Origin of the sequence: Luteolibacter rhizosphaerae (assembly GCF_025950095.1) — a bacterium.
GTDB classification, from domain to species: Bacteria; Verrucomicrobiota; Verrucomicrobiia; order Verrucomicrobiales; family Akkermansiaceae; genus Haloferula; species Haloferula rhizosphaerae.
Map to the genome: position 1 here is coordinate 201,632 of NZ_JAPDDR010000001.1, position 19,717 is coordinate 221,348.

A 19,717-nucleotide genomic window follows, 5' to 3' on the forward strand; every position below is an offset into this window, starting at 1 on the left:
TCAGCGCCTCCGTTGGTGAAAGCCGACCTCCAGGATGATCTTGCCGTAGTTGTCGGTCTCGTATGCGAGGACGTGTTTGCCATCGGGCATCATGGCGAGGTGGCTGTAGGCGGCATCGCCGAGCTTGATAGGGACCTTCTCGGTCCAAGTCTTGCCGTCATCATAGGAGCCGCGGAAGACCAAGTCCTTGCGACCCTCCTGAGAGGCGGGATTCATGAAGAGAAGCAGGCCGGGCTTGCCGTCCGCGGCCCATGAATGGCGCTTTAGGGTGCCCATGCACTGTGGCTCGGGGAGCTGCGGGTCCCAAGTAGTCTCTCCCCAGGTCTCAACGCCGTTCTTGCTGATGGCGACGGCGCGCTCCTTTTTCGGCGAGCCGTGGTTGCGCATGTTGAGCATGAGGCTGCCGTCCTCGAGTTCGGCGACTTCGCATTCATTCGTGTGCGGGGCGGCGTAGGATTTCGAGGACTTCCAGGTCTTGCCTCGGTCATCCGAGTAGATGACGTGGGCGAAGTAGCCCTCGGCCTGCTTGTGATTCACGCCGAGCACGAAGCGGCCCTTGTGCTGGCCTCGCTCCGTGACGATGCCGGACCCGGGGCCGCTGGCGAACCAGCTCCAAGTGTCCAGCTTCACCTGGCGGCTGATGTCTTCCGGCTTCGACCAAGTGCGGCCGTCATCGGTACTGCGGGTGAGATAAACGAGACGGGAATCTTCTCCGAAGCCGGGGACGACCTTCTTCTCGGGCAGGCGGTTCCAGGTCATGATCACGGTGACGACTCCGCTCTCCGGGTCCACGATCGGGCAGGCATTGCCGATGGTATCGGTGCCCATGTCGGCGACAGTGATTTCGTTGGAGATCGTCCCATCTGCGGTGATGCGCTTCACCACGGTATCGATGTCGCCGGTATCGCTCTTTCCATTCACGCGGCGTTCGGCGAAGGCAAGAATGGTGCCCTGTTTGGTTACAGCCAGCGTGGGAATGCGGTAGGTGTGGCGCGGTGATTGGCCGGTGCTCACGTAGATATCCCGGGCAAGCAGCGGGGTGCAGAGGACGAGGCCCAAGAGGAGAGCACGCATGAGGAAGGAAACGGCGCAGAGCGGCGAATCTATCGCCCGGTCTCCGCTTGGCACTTGGCACTTTGAACTTGGGGCTCCATCATGCCCGGCATGAGCACCGCGGTGTATGCCGGTTCCTTCGATCCTCCCACGAATGGCCATCTCTGGATGATCCAGCGCGGGCTGGAGATGTTCGAGCGGCTGATCGTAGCGATCGGTAGCAATCCCTCCAAGAGCTACACCTTCTCGGTGGACGAGCGGCTGGAGCTGCTGCGGGCCTCGATCCCCTCGGCGGAGCGGCTGACCATCGCGCATTTCGACAACCGCTATCTGGTGCACTACGCGCGGGAGCAGGACGCGAAGTTCATCCTGCGCGGGATCCGCGGGCCGAACGACTACGAGTACGAGCGTGTGATGCGGCACATCAATGCCGACCTGGCGCCGAACATCACGACGACCTTTCTGATGCCGCCGCGGGACATCGCCGAAGTGTCCTCCAGCATGGTGATGGGCTTGGTAGGGCCGGTGGGCTGGGAGGATCAGGTGCGGCGATACGTGCCTGCACCCGTCTTCGACGCGCTGGAGAAGCGGGTGAAATAAGCCCTTCCCGCGGGTGTGCGGGACACGGTTTGGGGTTTTCAGGCAGTACAGTTTCGTCAAACTGTACCCCTCGTCGCGATTTTCCGGTGGTCCAAGCCGCCGCTCGCGACACCTACCTTTCCGAAACCCATGCTTCGTGTCCTGCTCTGGATTGCCGTGTCCTTGCTGGGAGCCTGCGCCGTCGGCGTGGCTGCCTTCCAGCGGGGTGAGCCCGTAAACGCGCTTTGGCTCGTGGTCGCGGGTATCTGCACCTTCGCCGTTTCCTATCGCTTCTACTCGGCCTGGCTGGTGGCGAAGGTGCTGACCATCGATGACCGTCGTGCACCGGCGGCGGTGACCTGCAGCGACGGGAAGGACTTCGTGCCGACGCCGAAGTGGGTGGTCTTCGGGCACCATTTCGCGGCGATCGCGGGGCCGGGTCCACTGGTGGGTCCGGTGCTGGCGGCGCAGTTTGGCTACTTGCCCGGCATGCTCTGGATCCTGGTCGGCGCGACGCTGGGCGGCGGGGTGCACGACGCGGTGGTGCTCTTCGCCTCGATGCGGCGGGACGGAAAATCGCTGGGGCAGATGTTGAAGGAAGAGCTGAACCCGGTGATCGGCCTGATCGCGATGGTGAGCTTGCTGGCGATCATGACGATCATCCTGGCGGTCCTCGGCCTAGTGGTGGTCAAGGCGCTGGCGGAGAGCCCGTGGGGCCTCTTCACGATCGCGGCCACCATCCCTTTGGCGATGGTCATGGGGATCGCGATCAAGAGCGGCAAGGTGAGCGTGATGGCGGCCTCGATCTTCGGCGTCGTGGGCCTGCTGGCAGCGGTGGTGGGCGGGAAGTATCTAACGCCTGAGATGCTCAAGGCGCTGACCTTGGACTCGAAACAACTCGCTTGGGCGATCATGATCTATGGCTTCGCCGCGAGCGTGCTGCCGGTGTGGCTGCTGCTGGCGCCGCGCGATTATCTCAGCACCTTCATGAAGCTGGGCACGGTGGCGATCCTGGCGGTCTTCATCATCTTCCTCGCACCGCCTCTGCATATGCCAGCGGTAACGCCTTTCATCGATGGCAGCGGCTTCGTGGTCGCGGGGCCGGTTTTTCCCTTCGTTTGCATTACGATCGCATGCGGAGCCGTGAGCGGATTCCACGCGTTGATCTCCTCCGGCACCACGCCGAAGCTGCTGGCACGGGAGAAGGACATCCGCCTGGTGGGCTACGGCTCGATGGTGGTGGAGATGCTGGTGGCGCTGATGGCGATCATCGCGGCCTGCGCACTGCAGCCGGGCCAGTACTTCGCGATCAATTCGCCCGTGGATCCGAACAACATCGCCGCGGTGGATGCGCAGATCGCGAAGATCAATGCCTACGGGCCGGAGTATGCGGTCACGCGGGCAGAGATGGAGCAGCTCGCGAGGGACCTCGGCGAGCCGCACATCATCGGCAAGATCGGCGGGGCTCCGACTTTCGCGGTCGGGATGGCGCACATGTTCGCGAAGGTGATCCCGGGGCAGACCGCGCTATCGCTGTGGTATCACTTTGCGATCATGTTCGAGGCGCTCTTCATCCTCACCACGCTCGATGCGGGCACACGGGTGGGACGCTTCATCCTTCAGGATCTGTTAGGGCAGGTGGTTCCGAAGATGCGTGACACCGGATCGTGGACCGCGAATGTAATCGCGACTTTCCTGCTCGTCGCGGCCTGGGGTTACTTCCTGTATCAAGGCGCGATCGATCCGGAGGGAATCGCGAAGAGCCTGTGGCCGATCTTCGGGATCGCGAACCAGCTTCTAGCCGTGATCGCCTTCTGCCTCGGCACGACGATCCTGATCAAGATGGGCAAGGCGCGATATGCTTGGTGCACGCTGGTGCCGATGGTCTTTCTGACCTTGGTGACCTTCACCGCGGGCATCATGAAAATCTGGTCGCCCATGGCGGCGGGCTTCCTGCCGACGATCCAGAAGCTGGAGGCGGCGATCGCGGGCGGCCTGCAGGGCGAGGCTCTGCAGAAGGCCCAAACCGCGTTGACGAACGCGAAGGTGGATGTGGGGATAACGGCGATGTTCCTGATCTTCGTCGCCGCCATCGTGATCGGCTGCGTGCGGGAGTGGGTGCTGCTGCTGTGCAGGCAGAAGCCGGCGGTCCTTCACGAGAGCGAATACGTCGCGCTGGCGGAGTAGGGCGGTTCCGGTTTAGCGTCCGCGCATGTTCGGTATTCACGACTTCGGCGTCTTCATCGGGGCCTGCGTTCTCCTGAATCTGACGCCAGGGCCGGATACGCTGTATATTCTCGGTCGGAGCATGGCGCAGGGTCGCACGGCCGGGCTAGCCTCGGTGCTGGGAATTGCGACGGGTACGGTGGTCCACACTTTGGCGGCGGCGCTGGGAGTGTCCGCCCTGCTCGCGGCCTCCGCCTCGGCGTTCATGGTAATCAAGTTCGCGGGTGCGGCCTATCTGATCTATCTCGGGGTGCGCATGCTGGTGACGCGGGGGAGCGATGCCGTGGTGCCCACGGGCTTTTCCTCGAAGGGCTTCGGCAAAGTCTTCCGGCAGGGGCTGCTGACGAACGTGCTGAACCCGAAGGTGGCCTTGTTCTTCCTGGCCTTCGTGCCGCAGTTCATCTCGGCGGATAGCCCGTCGAAGTTCGCGGCCTTCCTCACGCTCGGCTTCACCTTCGTCGGCACGGGCACGGTGTGGTGTCTGTTGTTGGTGTGGGCCTCTGCCTGGATCGGAGGGCGGCTGCGGGAAAACCAGTCCTTCGGCGCTTGGCTGAACCGCGGAGCGGGTGCCTTGTTCGTCTTCTTGGGATTCCGTCTGGCGGCGGCGAAGTGAGCACAACTACTATGCCGGGTAGGGGACAACGGGTCCGCGATCCGCTATCCAAGGCACGCTCATGAAATCCAAACCCGCGCTCATGCTCCGGCTTCTCACGGCCTGCTTTCTTTTCGGAAGTCCTGCTTTGGCTGACGAGGCTTCGCCCTATCCCGGCTGCACGAAGATTTTCAATGGGAAGGATTTCGAGGGTTGGGTGGCGGATGCGTCCACATGGAGCATCGTCGATGGCGCGATGCGCGGGGTGGCTGGAACCTCGCGGCTGGCGTACACGAAGAAAGACTACGGTAGCTTCCGCCTGATCTTTACCTCGCGGATGGCTCCGGTGAACCACGACCACCTCGGGGTGCTCTTTTGGGGCGATCGGCCGACGGATCCGGCGAAGCCGAAGATCGACAATGCCGGCTGGCTGCAGTTCATGCCACCCTTCGGCGGGATGTGGGACTACCATCCGCCGCAGCACAAGGACCTGCCGCACGAAAAGCTGGTGAAGGCACCCGAGAGCTCCGACCAGTGGCATGTGACCGAGATGCTCTGCAATCTGGAGAAGGGCACGCTGCGGGCGGCGGTGGATGGCGTGGAAATCGTTCGCTACACGCATCCGGTCCCGGCCGAGCGCAAGGATCCGGAGAAGCGGATCATTCCCGGACCGATCGGAATGTTCCGGCATGGCGGTGGAGCTTCGGAATACAAGGAGATCTACGTGGAAGCGGATCCGAAGGAGGACAAGCCGATCACGGTGAAGTGAAACGCGGCGCGCGGGATTTTTGCTGCCGCGACCGGCGCTTCCTGATCCAAGTATGCGGGATGACTTCCCTGCGACTGCCTGGCTCCGGATCCATCCTCGCTTCGTTCGCGACCGCAGCTTGCCTGCTATCGAGCGCCTGCCGTGCTCCTATCGATGAAACCGTCGAGGATCGCCCGCTGGCCATCGATACGCGGCCGCTCAGCGATGTGGAGGTCATCACGCTGACGAACTATTCGAGCCTGATCGATATGGAGCAGAAGTTCGGCCCGGGAGAACGGCAGTCGCGGGGGCGGATCGCCTACCGTTCGGCGCAGAGCCCGGAGAAGTTCTTCTGGGTCTATCCCTACCAGTCTCCGGAAGGCGGGGAGAAGATCCACCACATCGTACTGGCCGATAAGATGGAGGAGAAGGGCAAGGTAGTGTGGCCGGTGAAATGGAAGGAGATGACCCCGGCGAGCGCGGCCTTCATTCACAGCAGGGCGCAGGGGTATTAAGAAGGGCATGTAGGAGCGCTTGTGAAAGCGCGATGGGACGGCAGGCATCACCGGCGGCTTCCGCATAGTCACCATCGTGCCTAAGGATGGATCTGGCGTACGGGCAGGTTCGGGTTAGCTTGGCCGCACCATGATCAAGCTCCTCATCCTTCCCGGCAGTGCCCGGCGCGAGTCCTTCAACCGCAAGCTGGCCGGAATCGCGGCGAAGATCGCCGCCGAGGCGGGCGCGGAGGTGGATCTGGTGGATCCCGCGGACTTCCGTCTGCCTCTCTACGATGCGGAGCTGGAGGAGGCGGAGGGCTTGCCGGAGAATGCGAAGGCGCTGAAGCAGAAGTTCATCGCGGCCCATGCGATCCTTTTTGCCTCGCCGGAATACAATTCATCGATCACGCCGCTGATGAAGAACACCATCGACTGGGTGAGCCGCACGGAGACGGACGATGAGCCGGATCTGGTCGCGTATCGCGGCAAGGTGGCGGGGCTGATTTCGGCATCTCCCGGCGGATTCGGCGGCATGCGCGGGCTGGTGCACTTGCGTTCGATCCTCGGAAATATCGGCGTGTTGGTGACGGCGAAGCAATTCTGTCTCGCCAGTGCCTACGACAAGTTCGACCAGCACGGCGCCCTGAAGAACGAGAAGGATCTCCAAGGGGTGCGAGCGGTGGTAACGGAGCTCTTGAAAGTGGCGGGAGCGGTGACGCGTGCTTGAATGCCGCGCCAACCTGGTCAGAGTTCCCGCTCAATCAGCCCCCAGCGTTTCATGCCTAGCAATGCCGACATCGTCCGCGAATGCATCGAGGATGTGATCAACCGGAGAAATCTGGATTCAGCCGCGAAATACTTTTGGGAAGACGTGGTGGAGCTGGTGCCATTCCCCGGGCAAGGACCGGGAGTGGAGGGCGTGAAGGATGTGGTGCGCGGGATGATCGCTGCTTTCCCCGACATGCTCTGGACCATCGAAGAGCAGATCTCGGAAGGCGACAAGGTGCTGACCCGCTTCGAGTGGACCGGCACGCATCAGGGCGAGTTTCTTGGGGTTCCGGCCACGGGGCAGCCGGTGCGGGTTTGGGGTATGATCATCGACCGGCTCGAAGGCGGGCGCATCAAGGATACCCGCATGCTCATGGATGCCATGGGGATGATGATTCAACTCGGAGTCGTACCTCCGCCATGAGCATGAATTCGGAGATGAAGCCGCCCATTCCCGTGTTGCGCAGCTTCGATGAAGCGAAGACGAAGGAGTTCTACGTCGATTTTCTCGGCTTCCGGGTCGACTGGGAGCATCGCTTCGAGACGGGCACGCCGCTCTACATGCAGGTCTCAAGGGGTTCCTGCGTGCTCCACATCTCCGAGCACTTCGGGGATTCGACGCCGGGCGCGGGCATCCGCATCGAGGTGGCCGAGCTGGCAAGCTATCTGGACGGACTGAGGGCGAAGAGCTACCGGCATGCCCGCCCGGGTGAGGCGCAGCTCCAGCCGTGGGGCCTGCGCGAGATCACGATCTCGGATCCTTCCGGCAACCGGTTGACCTTGTATTCCGAGTGATCGGTCGCGCCGCGCTCAGGCCAGGATCGGTTTGACCACATGGCCGTGGACGTCGGTCAGGCGGTAGTGCCTCCCTTGGAATTTGTAGGTGAGCTTCTCGTGATCGATGCCTAACAGGTGCAGCAGGGTCGCCTGGAAGTCGTGAACGTGTACGCCGTCCTTGGCGACGTTGAAGCCGAGCTCATCGGTCTCACCGTGGGTGTAGCCGGGCTTCACCCCGCCGCCAGCCATCCAAACGGTGAAAGCGTAGGGATGATGATCGCGGCCCCATTTCGGGCGGTCGTTGAAGTCTCCTTGGATGAAGGGCGTGCGCCCGAACTCGCCGCCCCAGATGACGAGGGTGTCGTCTAACAGGCCGCGCATCTTCAGATCCTTCACCAGTGCGGCGCTCGGTTGGTCGGTATCCTTGCACTGGGTGTAGAGCTCGGTGGTCAGGCTGTTGTGCTGGTCCCAGCCGGCGTGCATGAGTTGGACGAAGCGGGTGCCGCGCTCGATCAGGCGGCGGGCGAGCAGGCAGTTCCGCGCATAGCTACCGGGCTGGTGGACCTGCGGGCCATACATGTCGAGCACCTCCTTCGGCTCGCCGGAGATGTCCGCCAGTTCCGGCACGCTGGTTTGCATGCGGTAGGCCATCTCGTATTGCGCGATACGCGTCGCCACCTCCGGATCGCCGCTGGTCTCCAGCTTGCGCTGGTTGAGCTTGGCGATGCCGTCGAGCATGTTGCGGCGCAGTGCCGGGCTCACGCCCTGCGGATTGGTGAGGTAGAGGACGGGATCCTGGCCGGGATGAAGCTTCACGCCCTGATGGCGGGAGGGCAGGAAGCCCGAGGCCCAGTAGAAGTCGTAGAAGATCTGCCCGCAGGTGGTGTCCTTGCTGACCGAGGTCATCGCAACGAAGGTCGGCAGGTTCTGGTTCAGGCTGCCCAGTCCGTAAGAGAGCCATGAGCCGATGGTGGGACGGCCGGGGAGTTGGTTGCCGCTGAGGAAGAAGTTGATCGCAGGCGCATGATTCACCTGCTCGGTGAACATGCTTTTCACGAAGCAGAGCTCGTCCGCGATCGCCGCGGTGTGGGGCATCAGATCGCTCACGGTGGCACCGGATTGGCCCCGGGCGTGGAATGGTTCGAGCGGCGCGAGCAGCTTCTTGCCGCTGGCATTGCCGGTCATGGTGCTGAAGCGCTTGCCCGCGGTCAGGCTTTCGGGGACGGCCTGGCCGTGGCGCTTCGCGAGTTCGGGCTTGTGGTCGAAGAGTTCGACATGGCTCGGCGCGCCGTTCTGGAAGAGGTAGATCACCCGCTTGGCCTTCGGCGCGATCTGGGTGAGGGGAGCGAGGATCTCGTCGCCGAAGCTGTCCTCACCGAGCATCGTCGCCAGCGCTGCCATGCCGATGCCCGTCGCGCTCTTCCCGAAGAAGTAGCGTCGGTTCACGAGGAGTTGGCTTTCGGTAAGCGGGTGCATGGCTATTCCTTCGTCAGCGTTTCATCGAGGTTGAGGATCGAGAGGCAGACCGAGGCGAGGGCGGCGCGCTCCACCGGCTCCAGACTGGTGGCGGAGGAGTGATCGCCATTGGTCAGGAAGTCCGTCGCAGACTGCGGGTCCATGGAGAAGTGATCCTTCGCCTGCCGCAGCGATTCGGAGAGGATGGCCAGCTCTTCCGGGTCGGGCTTGCGGCCGAGGGCGATCTCGAAGGCTCGCGAAAGCGCGGCGTCTCCCGTTCCGGCTTCTTTTGCGGCGCGTTCGGCGAGGAAGCGGGCAGCCTCGACATAGGTCACGTCATTCAGTGTGGAGAGCGCGTGCAGCGGGGTATTGGTCCGCGAGGGATTCACGGTGCAGACCTCGCGCTTGGCATTGTCGAAGAACATCGGTGGCATGCTGATGCGCCGCCAGAAGGTATAGAGGCTGCGGCGGTGCAGGGCCTCGCCCTTGTCGCGGACGTATTGCACTTTGCCGAAAGTGGCATCCGGCCAGAGGTTTTCGGGTGAGTATGGTTTTACCGGTGGGCCCCCGGCTTGCCCGACGATGATGCCGCCGGCGGCCAGCGCCTGGTCGCGCAGCATCCAGGCAGGCATCCGGAAGCGCGGGCCGCGGGCGAGGAGACGGTTCGCCGGATCTTTCTCTAGCAGTTTCGGCGTGACCCGCGAGCTCTGCCGATAAACACGGCTGGTCACGATCGCGCGTAGCAGTTGCTTGGTATCCCAACCGCTTTCCATGAACTCCGCGGCCAGCCAATCGAGCAACTCGGGGTGCAGCGGCACCTCGCTCTGCACGCCGAAGTCCTCCGGCGTTTTGATCAGGCCGATGCCGAAGAGTTCCTGCCAATAGCGGTTCACCGTCACGCGGGCGGTGAGAGGGTGATCGCGGGAGACGAGCCACTTCGCGAGGTCGAGCCGGTTGGCATGCCCGCCACTTTTCACGAGCGGTGGGAGGATCGGCGGCGTGGCGGCGCTGACTTCTTCCAGCGGCTTGTCGTAGGAGCCGACCGCAAGCACGTGCGTCGGTCGCAGTGCTTCGCGATCGCCCATCACCATGACCTGCGGCATGGCCTTCCGCAGCGCCACGAGTTGGGTTTCGGTGTCGCCGCGTTCCCGGCTCAGTCGCGAGTGCTCCGGATCCGCCGCGCGGTGGCTCTCGCTGACCAGCTTGGCCTGGGCGGCGGTGCGGTTCGCTCCCGGAAGCTTCAACACTTCTAACAGCGCGGATTGATCCGGTTCGGCAAGGGTGGCGGAAGACTCGCTGCTGATGGCGAGCCGGAAGCGGCCGAGATTGTGATGCGCATGCGGTGAGTCGTGGCGGAGCGTGATCTCGATGCTGCTGCCGGGCGCGATCTCCACGGGCTCCGCGAGATGGAAGACCGCGGCGTGATCGCGATCGACCGGGCGGCCCTCGAACACCGCCCAGCCGCTGGCCGGATCTTCATCCAGCGCCCCGCTCACGCGGAAAACGCCGCCTTGCTCGTAGGTGGCCTCGGCGCGCGGAATGGTGAGGCGCTGCGATTCACCCTGCGCGGTTACCAAGGTGGCTTCGAAGCCGGTGAGGACGAAGTTCCCGCTATCCGAGCGGGCGATGCCGCCCTGAGTCATGCTCGGGTGGCGCAGGGCCTCCAGCTTGATTGCGGCCAGCGGGCCCTCCGGCAGCGTAGCGCGGACCGTATAGGTCGCATTTACCGGGTTCGGCCCGGCGGTGAGGATCGAGCGATCCTCCAGCATCTCGGCTTCCGCACCGCTGATCTTGTCGGGAGGGAGGGTCTGCCAGATCTGTGGGGTGATCTGGGCGAGCCGGGCGACTTCCCAGGCTGCTTGATCCGCCTCCAGTTGTTTCGCGCGTTCCGCAAGCTGTTGATCGAGATCCGAGCGCTGCCGGACGAGTTGCTCCTCGCGCGCTTTCTGATCACCCGCGGGCACGGCGATGACCGGAGCCGTCTGGGGATCTCCACCGCTGCCATCGACCGGGGTCTGGTTGAAGAAAGCGTAAAGGCTGTAGTAGTCGCGCTGGGTGAGAGGATCGTACTTGTGATCGTGGCAGCGGCAGCAGTTCATCGTCAGCCCCATCCAGACGGTGCCGGTGGTCTCCGCCATGTCCATGACGTAGTCCACGCGGTTCTCTTCAGGGATGCGGCCGCCTTCGCCGTTGATGGGATAGTTGCGCAGGAAGCCGGTGGCCAGCACCTGCTCCGGCGTCGCGTCGGGCAGGAGGTCCCCGGCGATTTGCCACAGCGTGAATTGATCGAAGGACAGGTTGCGATTGAAGGCGGAAACGACCCAATCGCGCCACGGCCACATCGTGCGGTCGGCGTCGCCTTGGTAGCCGTTCGAGTCGGCATAGCGGGCGGCATCCAGCCAAGGCCATGCCATGCGCTCGCCGTAGGCAGGATCGCCGAGGAAGCGGTCGACCAACCTTTCGTAAGCCTCGGGCGCGGTATCGATGAGGAAGGCTTCTGTCTCCTGAGGTGAGGGCGGCAGCCCGCGCAGATCGAGCGAGAGACGGCGGATCAGAGTTTCCTTCGTCGCCTCGGGTGCGAGCTCGAGACCCTCCTTGGCGAGCCGCTTCAAGACCAGCGCATCGATGGGGTGGGCATCACCGGGCGGCAGGGCCGGGCGCTCGACGCGCATGAAAGCCCAGTGGGGCTGATAGGTCGCGCCGCTTTCGATCCAGCGTTTCAGCAGGGCCTTCTCCTCCGCGCTCAGCTTGAGGTGGGAGTCGGCCGGCGGCATCACCTCGTCCGGATCGGTGGAGACGATGCGCTGCCAGGCGAGCGACTCGTCCGGATTACCAGGGACGATCGCCTTGTCCTTGAAAGCGCCCTCCGGCGTATCGAGCCGCAGTTCGGCCTCGCGGGCCTTGGCGTCGAAACCATGGCAGGCGAAGCAGCGGTCGGAGAGGATCGGGCGGATCTCCCGGTTGAAGTCCGGTGCCGGCTCCGCGGCGCGTGCGAGCGCCACCGTGACTAGCACGGCGAGTCCGCGGGTATGGATGCGACATGGCATCGGCAATGGGTTTTCGCGCCACACGGAATACGGAGGAATCGGAGCATTCTTCCTGATCCGGCGAGATAGGTCAATTTCAGGACGATTTCCGGTCATGGCCAAACTCCGGATTGCAGGAGTCATCCGATTCGAGCATTCTGACATGGCTGTGAAAATGCTGCCTTCCTCCCTCGTCGCTTTGCTTCGTGGTGCCCTTCTCCTTGGGACCTTGGCGGGAATCTCATTCGGCCAGGAGAAGCCCTTGCCTGCTCCGAAAGCGATCGGTGCGATCGTGGAGTTCAAGGACCCGACGGCGGAGCGGGGAAAGATGGCGGTGGACTACAGCTACGGGGCTGACCAGCGCCTGATCCTCGTGATCCGCGGGGTCGAAATGAACGGCGCGGCGCACACGAACGCGGCGAAGACCGTGGGCGGGGAACTCGCGGTGAAGGGCAATCAGATCCAGATTTCCCCGGAGGAGATCTACGGGCCGGACGGTGCTGTGGAAACCATCCGAGTCTACACCCTCCGCTACATCGTCCCGAATGTTCAGCCGGGGATCTACCGCTTGATCCACGACGACTCGAAGGCGGAGGGCGAGGATCGCGTGATCGACATCAGCCTCGATCTGAAGAAACCGGGGAAGAAAACCCTGCTGGTGGATGGCAAGATCGTGCCGCCGTCACCGCCGGTCATCATCAAGCAGGACGAGATCTGAAACCCGCGCGGGCACCGCGGCGGATTACCTGATGGCGGCCTCCCCCCGTCCCTCGTTCATCCGGAGCGCGTCTCCGCGGCGCTCGGCGATTTTTTCCCCTGAATAAGGCGCAGTCCGCTGCGTCCTACAATCGCAGGGCTTTCGCTCCGCGCCCTGAAACGCTATCCATAAGCTGCCATGAAAGCCGTGCTGGTCTCCACCCTGCTTCTCGCCCTCGTCTTCCCCGCCGCTGCCCAGAGCAAGCGGCCCGAGCGCCGGACTCTCATCGATCGCGATCCGGATGTGGTCCACCTCGCGGAGCACGTTAAGGCTCCGATCGAGCTGCGCGTGATCAAGGAATCGAACGTCTTCTCCGACAAGAACGGTAAAACCAAGCTGGGCGTGCTGATCGCCGACCAGACCGTGACGCTCGAAGCGATGACCGAGAAGGCCTACAAGGTGCGCGGCAAGGGCGAGCGCCACGGAATCTCCGGCTGGGTCAGCCCCCATGCCTTCGCCTCGAAGGACCCGGAATTCGTGGAAAACCTGAAGAAGCTCCACGGCCGCCAACTCGAGGTGCAGAAGCTGATCGAGGAGAAGCAACTCGCGATCGGCATGACTCCTGAGGAAGTGGAGAAGTCCCGCGGGGCACCGGTGAAGAAGCTGGCGAAGAAGACCCAGAAGGGCGAAAGCGGTCGATGGGAGTATGTGGACTACGAGCAGGTCTCGCACTTCAACTACGTGCGCGATCCGATCTCCGGGCAGGTCTTCCGCCAGCTCTCGCACGTGACGCAAGAGGAGAAGAACAAGACCGTGATCGAATTCGAGGGAGGCGTGGTGACATCGCTGGAAGAGAGCGAGCAAACCGGTGGTGCCCCGGTGAAAATCATCGTTCCGCCCGTGGTGCTGGTCTGGTGAAGTGGTTGCCAGCATGGTCTGCGCGGTGAATGCTCGGCGCATCGCGCGCACGATCCACATCACCGGCATGGGGCTGGCAGGCTGTAGCCTCGCCTGGTGGCGGCATTTCTCCGGCCGCGATTTCACCTGGAGCGATCACGACGGTGAGGGCTCGTCATCCCGGATGGCCGCCGGCCTGATCAATCCGGTCACCGGGCAGAACTTCAGCCCGAGCCAATGGTTCGGTGAGTTCCTAGCCGAGGCGACCGCGTTCTACTCGCGGGTCCAAGACGAGCTCGGAGCGCAACTCCACTTCCCGCTGCCGGTGTGGCGCATGATCGGTGAGAAGGAGTGGAAGAAAGTATCGGGCAAACTCGATACGGCGGCGGAGTGGATCGAGCGCGTCGAGGAAGACGTGCCCGGCTGGCGCGCCGCCGTGATTTTGAAGGGCGGCGGTCGAATCGCGACCCGCGAGTTCTGCGATCGCACGCGCGATTACTTCGCCCCGCTGCGGAAGCCGGCACAGGCCGGTGCCACCGAGGTGCTCTGCGAGGGAGCGGCGGGCCTGATCGCCGGTCGTTTGGGCGCACATCGCTGCGCGCAGGGCGAGATCCTCACCGTGAAAGCCGCTTGGCCGCAGGACCATATCACCGTGGGCGGCGGCGGATGGCTGGTGCCGCTGGGGCAGGGGATCTTCAAGTCCGGCTCTACTTACATCTGGGAACCTCTGGACGGCCAACCCACTGCGGAGGGCCGGGCGCGGATCGAGCAGATCCTGCGCTTGTTGGGTGGGGAGGATTTCGAAGTGATCGATCATGAAGCCGGCATCCGCCCAATCATCCGGAAGAGCCAGCCGGTGATAGGCCCCTTGGCGGATGGCCGCGTGGTCTTCAACGGCCTCGGCTCGAAGGGCTCTCTCTATGCGCCCGGAGTGGCGCGCATGTTAGACGCGTGGCTGGCGGAGGAATCCGGGCTGGATCCGCGCTTCGATATCGCGGGCTTGGCCTGAGCCGGGTGTTTCGCAATCTGCAACGCGCCATCGCTGGAACACCCGCCTTTTGCAAGCAGCGTCGTGGCCTAGGCTCTTTCTATCAAGGGATCCCGGAGTGGTATGGGCGATGCAAGGGGATAAGGCACCATGGACCGCCAGCCCCCTCACGATCGAGCCGAAGCTCCTTCGCGGCTCTCGCCGCGTCTCAAGAAGCTCGGGATCGTGCTGCTGGTGCTGATCATCGCCGCGCTCTTCTGCGGGCAGGCCTTCATCGGCAGCGCAATCGAGTCGCGGATGGACGCCAACCTGAGCAAGCGCGGCTGGACACTGCAGCGGACCGGGGCGAGTTGGAACCTCTGGAGGGGGCTTACCATGGAGCAGGTGAAGCTCGGCCGCGAGGGCCAGCCACCGGTACTGGAGGCCGACAATCTCTCGATCAAGGTGCCCTTCACCGGCGGGCACGGCCTCGCGATCACCTCGCACCGCTCACCGCTCTTGCTGCGTGATGAGAAGGGTGAGATCCGCTTGGATGAAGTCACGGTGGAGTTGGTCACTACCGACGAAGGTCTTCGGGCGGACCGGATCAAGGCGCGCAAGGATGGCCTGCTGGTCGAAGTGAAGGGTACCATCCGGGTCGTCCCCGGAGGAGACAGGAGTCAATGGACGCCGCGCTTCGATGCCGTGCGCGGGACACTCGCCGCCCTGAAGATGGAGGGTGAAGTCTTTCGGGTTGGAGGCAGCTTCCTCGTCGATGTGAAGGACGATATCGCGTGGAACGCGGATCTCTCCGGGCGCGGGGGCGAAGTGGTGTGGCAGGGCCTGCCTCTGAAGTCGGCGGAGGCCCGCGCCGCCCTCAGCAGCGGCACTTCGAGCATCGCCGCGAATCTCGCATTGCCGCGCGGAGTCGCGGACTTCGAGGTGACCCGTGATGACTGGGAGTCCTCACCCTTTCAATTCGAAGGCAGCATCACCGACCAAGCGGATCACACCAATGACTTCACCGGCAGCTATCAGCCCGGGCAGAAAGTCTGGAACCTGAAGCGTCTCGATGGCCAGGCCGACCTCCTCAGCATCGCCAGGGAGGTGCCGATGTTCGCCGACAAGGTTCCCGCTAAGATGGCCTTCAAGGTCTTCCCCTACGTCGACCTGCGCGATGCCACGATGAAGGTGGGACAGACCTTGCAGATCGGGAGTCTCGCCATCTCCGGTGGCGTGACCAGCTTCCAGCTGGAAGGCCGCCGGATCGAGGTTCGCAATCTCGCTGGCACCGCTTCCTACAATGGCAAGTCATGGCGCATCCGCAGATCTTCCGCCTCGCTCTTTGGTGGCAAGCTTGCGATGAGCGGCAGCTATCAAGATGGAACCTTGAGCGGAGCGAGCGTGAGCGGTGAAGGCCTGAAGCTTGCCGCGATCAAGACGGTGTCGGGTCGCAAGGGCAATAGCAACGGGGTGTTATCCTTCAGCTACAAGGGCAAGCTCGACTTGGATGGCAAGACCGCCGAGGGCCAAGGCAAGATGCGCTTGGACAATGCGCCTGTGATCGATGTGCCTTTGCTCGATCAAACCTACGATCTTTTCACGTCCATGATCCCCGGAATCGAACGCGGCAAGACCGGCACCTTCAGTGCCGACTTCGTCGCGCGTTCCAAGGTGATCGATGTCCCGCGCTTCGAAGCGACCGGCGGCACTCTCACGGTCAGCGCGAAGGGTCGCGTGGATCTCGCCCGGGAACGCGTGGATGGCGTCGCCCGCGGGAAACTGAACGGGCTCCCGGGCGTTGTCACGAAGCCGCTCAGCCGCTTGCTGGAAATGGAAGTCGGCGGCCCTTACGACGATATCCGCGTTAAGCCGATGGGTCCCGCGAAGCTCGTATCGAATGCCGCCTCCAGCACCGTCGGCGTGCCGGTCGATACGATCGAGGAAGCAGGCCGCATTACCGGAGCGGTTCTTGCGGAGGGGATCAAGGTGCCACTAAAGTGGTTCGACCGCGACGATGCCGGCCACGAATAAGCCTGCGCTCTGCCCGCAAATCAATCATCGGAAAAGTGGAGCATAGGAGATTCGAACTCCTGACCTCTTCATTGCGAACGAAGCGCTCTACCAACTGAGCTAATGCCCCTTCTCCGTCTGACGGGCCAAACCGGTGACAGGAGCGGGCCGCGGAATCAAGGGGAAATGCGGACGCGGCACGCCCGGCGAGCGGGTCGGAATCAAGCTCCTTGCATGGCTCGCGGACCAAATCACCCTGCTAGACATTCAGGCTTTGCCAAGGGCCGGTGGATTTCCGTAGTGTCTTTCATGCAGTCGCGTTGGCTTTACCTCCCCGCCGCCTTCCTTTTCGCGGTCCTGACCTCGTGCTCGAATACCGGGGGGTCCACGGCGGGCAATCCCGGCGGCACCGGTCCTTTCGATGCCCGCGGGAACTACGTGGAAGCTTGGGCGGACAGCCCCTCGAAATGGCGTTCGGGTTCGCAGCAGATCGTCGAGGCCCAGCCGGACCGTCCCGCCGCCGATGTGCCGGTGGTGCCTCCCACCGTCCTCGCCGCGAACGAGACACCCCAGCCGGTTGCCACCCGGACAACCACGGTTTATCGCCCGAAGACCACTTCCACGACCGTTTCCAATACGCGGCCGAAGCCGAAAGCTGCCAGCACCGCTTCCTCCTCCAGGCCCAAGCAAAAGGCCGTGGTGGTGAAGCCCAAGGTGAAGCCGAAAGCCGTCGCCAAGGCCAAGCCGAAGTCGACCCGCCACACCGTGCGCTCCGGGGACAGCCTTTACGCGATCGCCAAGCGTTACGGCACGACCGCCAGCGCGGTGCAGAAGGCGAATGGCCTGAAGGGCACCACCATCCGTCCCGGTCAATCGCTCTCGATCCCGAAGTAATCCGGATCTCGACACCAAGCAGATTCCCAAGAAGGGGCGCGGTTTCCGTGCCCCTTTTTCTTTGCACTACCTCAGGCCGTTGCTTGGGCCCGCGGCTTCATGAACTTCGGCGCGAGAATGAAGCCCAGTCCCACCACGATCATGAACAGCGAGAGGAACTGACCACGCGTGAAAATCCCGATCATCGCGGAGTCCGGCTCGCGGAACTGCTCGGCGAAGATCCGGAACAGGGCGTAGAAGACAAAGAAGAGCCCGGTCAGCACCCCGATCGGCAGGTTCGGGTAGCGGGTGCGCACGAACCAGAGGATGGCGAAAAGGGCGACTCCTTCCAGCAGGCCCTCGTAGAGCTGGGAGGGGTGGCGTGGCAGCAGGAAGGGCTCGATCGCCTTTGAAACCGCAGGATCCACCCGCTGCACCGCCAGCATCTGCTCGAAGAGGATGTTGTCGTCCACCGCTCCGCGGGGAGATTGCTCCCAGCGCTCGTAGGCCTGCGCCACCACCGGGGAGGCATCGGCCGCGGCTTGCATCGCCTCGACGAATTTCGAGGACTCGCCCTCCGGTCCGCCCTGCTCGACCAGCGCGCGGGGAAACTTCATGGCCCATGCCACGCCTTCCGCCGGGCGTCCGTAGAGTTCACCGTTGATGAAATTCGCCATCCGCCCGAAGAGCAGACCCAGTGGTGATACCACGCAGAGCCCGTCGCCCAGGCCTCGCCAGGTCACCTTCTTCTTGCGGGCGTAGAACCAGGTGAAGATGAACAGGCCCAGGATCCCCCCGTGGCTCGCCATCCCGCCTTCCCAGACCTTCAGCACCAGCAGCGGATCCTCCGTCACCCAGCTCCACCCATGCTTCGGCACGTAGTAGAAGAGGACATAGCCGAGTCGACCGCCCACGAAAACGCCGAAAATCGCCGTCGCCGCGATGAAATCTCCCGCCGAGCCCGGCGGCAGCACCCACAGCTTCCGCTTGGACAGGACATTCAGCAGCCAGGCCCCCACCACGAAGGCGGCGAGGTAGGCCAGCCCGTACCAGCGTAGTTGAATCTGATCGGTGAACCGGACCAGCACCGGGCTCAGGTCGTGCACGTAGGTGGCAAACACGGGGGGACTACAGAGCAGCAAGTAGCGAGTAGCAAGTAGCAAGGGGCCGACCGGAAAGAGGCATTTTCCCTTGCTGCTTGCTACTCGCTACTTGCTCCCTCCACGCCCCCATGCTGTCCTCCCGCCCGCCATGAAAATCGTCGTCGCATACTCCGGGGGTCTAGATACTTCCGTGCTGCTTCTCTGGCTCAAGGAGAAGTACAACGCTGAAATTATCGCTTATTGTGCCGATGTCGGCCAAGGCGACGAATTGGATGGCCTGGAGCAGAAGGCCCTGACCACCGGTGCCTCGAAGTGCTTTATCGGCGATCTGAAGGAGGACTTCGCCGCGAACTATATCTTCCCGATGATCCAAGCCGGTGCGATCTACGAGGGCCGCTACCTCCTGGGAACCTCGATCGCCCGCCCCTGCATCGCGAAGGGCATGCTGGATGTCGCGCTGGCCGAGGGCGCGGATGCCATCGCTCACGGCGCCACCGGCAAGGGCAACGATCAGGTCCGCTTCGAGCTCTCCGCCGCCTCTCTGGCACCGAATGTGAAGTGCATCGCTCCGTGGCGTGACGCCTCCTTCCGTGCCCAGTTCCCGGGCCGCACCGAGATGATCGCCTACGCGGACGCTCACAATATCCCGATCAAGGCTTCCATGAAGAAGCCCTACTCGATGGACCGCAATCTTCTCCACATCTCCTTTGAAGCCGGAATGCTTGAGGATCCGTGGTACGACGCCACCACCCCGGCGGACCGTGAGATGTACGTCCTTTCCGTGGCTCCGGAAGACGCTCCGGATACACCGGAATACGTGGAGATCCTTTTCGACAAGGGCAATGCAGTCGGCATCAAGCACGATAACCTTGATGCGATCATCGCCGAGCTCGGCGATGTGAAGATCACCGGCCAGCAGGACGGTTACATCTTGCTCACCCCTTACGGCGTGATGCGCGTGTTGAACCTGCTCGGCGGCCGCAATGGTGTCGGTCGGGTGGACATCGTCGAGAATCGCTTCGTCGGCATGAAGTCCCGTGGTGTCTATGAAACCCCGGGCGGCACCATCTTGCTCGCGGCTCACCGCGACTTGGAAGCGCTCACCGTGGACCGCGAGGCCATGTTTATCCGCGATGGCCTGATCCCGAAATACGCCCAGCTCGTCTACAATGGCTTCTGGTTCGCTCCGGAGCGCGAGGCGATCCAAGCTCTCGTCACCCACACGCAGCAGACCGTCTCCGGTGAAGTGCGTGTGAAGCTCTACAAGGGCAATGTGATGAACGCCGGTCGCAAGAGCCCGCACAGTCTCTATTCCGAAGCCGTGGCCACCATGGAGGGCGGCCAGGACTCCGCCTACAATCAGGATGATGCCACCGGCTTCATCGCCCTGAACGCCCTGCGCTTGAAGGCCAGCGCGCGTCAGGTGAAGTGATCCGGAGAGGGAAG

At 63.3% G+C, this 19,717-nt stretch carries 18 protein-coding genes and 1 tRNA gene; 14 read left to right on the forward strand and 5 right to left on the reverse strand.

The genetic code is table 11. From position 1 onward, the window contains the following. Positions 1 to 1,074 (reverse strand): sialidase family protein, encoded by a 1,074-nt coding sequence (locus tag OJ996_RS00765; RefSeq protein WP_264510148.1) that lies wholly within the window; start codon positions 1,072 to 1,074, stop codon positions 1 to 3. A gap of 90 nt (positions 1,075 to 1,164) precedes the next feature. Between OJ996_RS00765 and coaD the strand changes: the two genes are divergently transcribed. The 8 genes from coaD to OJ996_RS00805 all read left to right on the forward strand — a co-directional run bounded on the left by coaD (position 1,165) and on the right by OJ996_RS00805 (position 7,258). After that, a complete protein-coding gene (gene coaD / locus OJ996_RS00770) occupies positions 1,165 to 1,653 on the forward strand; it encodes a pantetheine-phosphate adenylyltransferase (protein WP_264510150.1) in 489 nt (162 codons plus the stop codon). Positions 1,654 to 1,782: 129 nt separating this feature from the next. Then, complete coding sequence (locus OJ996_RS00775; RefSeq protein WP_264510152.1) at positions 1,783 to 3,819, forward strand: carbon starvation CstA family protein; 2,037 nt, start codon at positions 1,783 to 1,785, stop codon at positions 3,817 to 3,819. Between the two features lie 25 nt (positions 3,820 to 3,844). Further along, positions 3,845 to 4,471: a LysE family translocator gene (locus OJ996_RS00780; RefSeq protein ID WP_264510154.1), complete on the forward strand. Its 627-nt coding sequence runs from the start codon at positions 3,845 to 3,847 to the stop codon at positions 4,469 to 4,471. A gap of 61 nt (positions 4,472 to 4,532) precedes the next feature. Continuing rightward, positions 4,533 to 5,219, forward strand: a complete 687-nt coding sequence (locus OJ996_RS00785) for a 3-keto-disaccharide hydrolase (protein WP_264510157.1) — start codon at positions 4,533 to 4,535, stop codon at positions 5,217 to 5,219. A gap of 59 nt (positions 5,220 to 5,278) precedes the next feature. Beyond that, the gene (locus OJ996_RS00790; RefSeq protein ID WP_264510159.1) at positions 5,279 to 5,713 is read left to right on the forward strand and encodes a hypothetical protein; all 435 of its coding nucleotides are present in this window, start codon (positions 5,279 to 5,281) and stop codon (positions 5,711 to 5,713) included. Positions 5,714 to 5,843: 130 nt separating this feature from the next. Further along, positions 5,844 to 6,422, forward strand: coding sequence for an NADPH-dependent FMN reductase (locus tag OJ996_RS00795; RefSeq protein WP_264510161.1), 579 nt, complete (start codon positions 5,844 to 5,846; stop codon positions 6,420 to 6,422). Positions 6,423 to 6,473: 51 nt separating this feature from the next. Continuing rightward, complete coding sequence (locus OJ996_RS00800; protein WP_264510163.1) at positions 6,474 to 6,887, forward strand: ester cyclase; 414 nt, start codon at positions 6,474 to 6,476, stop codon at positions 6,885 to 6,887. Then, a complete protein-coding gene (locus OJ996_RS00805; protein WP_264510165.1) occupies positions 6,884 to 7,258 on the forward strand; it encodes a glyoxalase superfamily protein in 375 nt (124 codons plus the stop codon). Before OJ996_RS00800 ends, OJ996_RS00805 begins: the two co-directional genes overlap by 4 nt. Before the next feature lie 15 nt (positions 7,259 to 7,273). Here the strand turns inward: OJ996_RS00805 and OJ996_RS00810 are convergent, their stop codons facing one another. Together OJ996_RS00810 and OJ996_RS00815 are read right to left on the reverse strand one after the other, a co-directional pair. Then, positions 7,274 to 8,716 (reverse strand): DUF1501 domain-containing protein, encoded by a 1,443-nt coding sequence (locus OJ996_RS00810; protein ID WP_264510167.1) that lies wholly within the window; start codon positions 8,714 to 8,716, stop codon positions 7,274 to 7,276. A 2-nt stretch (positions 8,717 to 8,718) separates the two neighbouring features. Next, the gene (locus OJ996_RS00815; RefSeq protein WP_264510169.1) at positions 8,719 to 11,742 is read right to left on the reverse strand and encodes a PSD1 and planctomycete cytochrome C domain-containing protein; all 3,024 of its coding nucleotides are present in this window, start codon (positions 11,740 to 11,742) and stop codon (positions 8,719 to 8,721) included. A 142-nt stretch (positions 11,743 to 11,884) separates the two neighbouring features. On the opposite strand from OJ996_RS00815, the gene OJ996_RS00820 reads away from it, so the two are divergent. From OJ996_RS00820 to OJ996_RS00835, 4 genes are all read left to right on the forward strand, one after another. Further along, positions 11,885 to 12,439: a hypothetical protein gene (locus tag OJ996_RS00820; protein ID WP_264510171.1), complete on the forward strand. Its 555-nt coding sequence runs from the start codon at positions 11,885 to 11,887 to the stop codon at positions 12,437 to 12,439. A 177-nt stretch (positions 12,440 to 12,616) separates the two neighbouring features. Beyond that, on the forward strand, positions 12,617 to 13,336 hold the full coding sequence (locus tag OJ996_RS00825) for a hypothetical protein (RefSeq protein WP_264510173.1): 720 nt from the start codon (positions 12,617 to 12,619) through the stop codon (positions 13,334 to 13,336). 25 nt (positions 13,337 to 13,361) lie between these two features. After that, the gene (locus OJ996_RS00830; protein WP_264510175.1) at positions 13,362 to 14,324 is read left to right on the forward strand and encodes an NAD(P)/FAD-dependent oxidoreductase; all 963 of its coding nucleotides are present in this window, start codon (positions 13,362 to 13,364) and stop codon (positions 14,322 to 14,324) included. A gap of 129 nt (positions 14,325 to 14,453) precedes the next feature. Then, the gene (locus tag OJ996_RS00835; protein ID WP_264510177.1) at positions 14,454 to 16,316 is read left to right on the forward strand and encodes an AsmA-like C-terminal region-containing protein; all 1,863 of its coding nucleotides are present in this window, start codon (positions 14,454 to 14,456) and stop codon (positions 16,314 to 16,316) included. A 36-nt stretch (positions 16,317 to 16,352) separates the two neighbouring features. On the opposite strand, the gene OJ996_RS00840 is transcribed toward OJ996_RS00835, so the two are convergent. Then, positions 16,353 to 16,425: transfer RNA gene (locus OJ996_RS00840), tRNA-Ala, on the reverse strand. Positions 16,426 to 16,604: 179 nt separating this feature from the next. Here OJ996_RS00840 and OJ996_RS00845 point away from each other — a divergent pair. After that, positions 16,605 to 17,189: a LysM peptidoglycan-binding domain-containing protein gene (locus OJ996_RS00845; protein WP_264510179.1), complete on the forward strand. Its 585-nt coding sequence runs from the start codon at positions 16,605 to 16,607 to the stop codon at positions 17,187 to 17,189. 71 nt (positions 17,190 to 17,260) lie between these two features. Here OJ996_RS00845 and lgt read toward each other — a convergent pair whose 3' ends face one another. Beyond that, complete coding sequence (gene lgt, locus OJ996_RS00850; protein ID WP_264510182.1) at positions 17,261 to 18,289, reverse strand: prolipoprotein diacylglyceryl transferase; 1,029 nt, start codon at positions 18,287 to 18,289, stop codon at positions 17,261 to 17,263. A 130-nt stretch (positions 18,290 to 18,419) separates the two neighbouring features. On the opposite strand from lgt, the gene OJ996_RS00855 reads away from it, so the two are divergent. Continuing rightward, complete coding sequence (locus OJ996_RS00855; RefSeq protein WP_264510183.1) at positions 18,420 to 19,703, forward strand: argininosuccinate synthase; 1,284 nt, start codon at positions 18,420 to 18,422, stop codon at positions 19,701 to 19,703. Positions 19,704 to 19,717 lie beyond the last annotated feature (14 nt).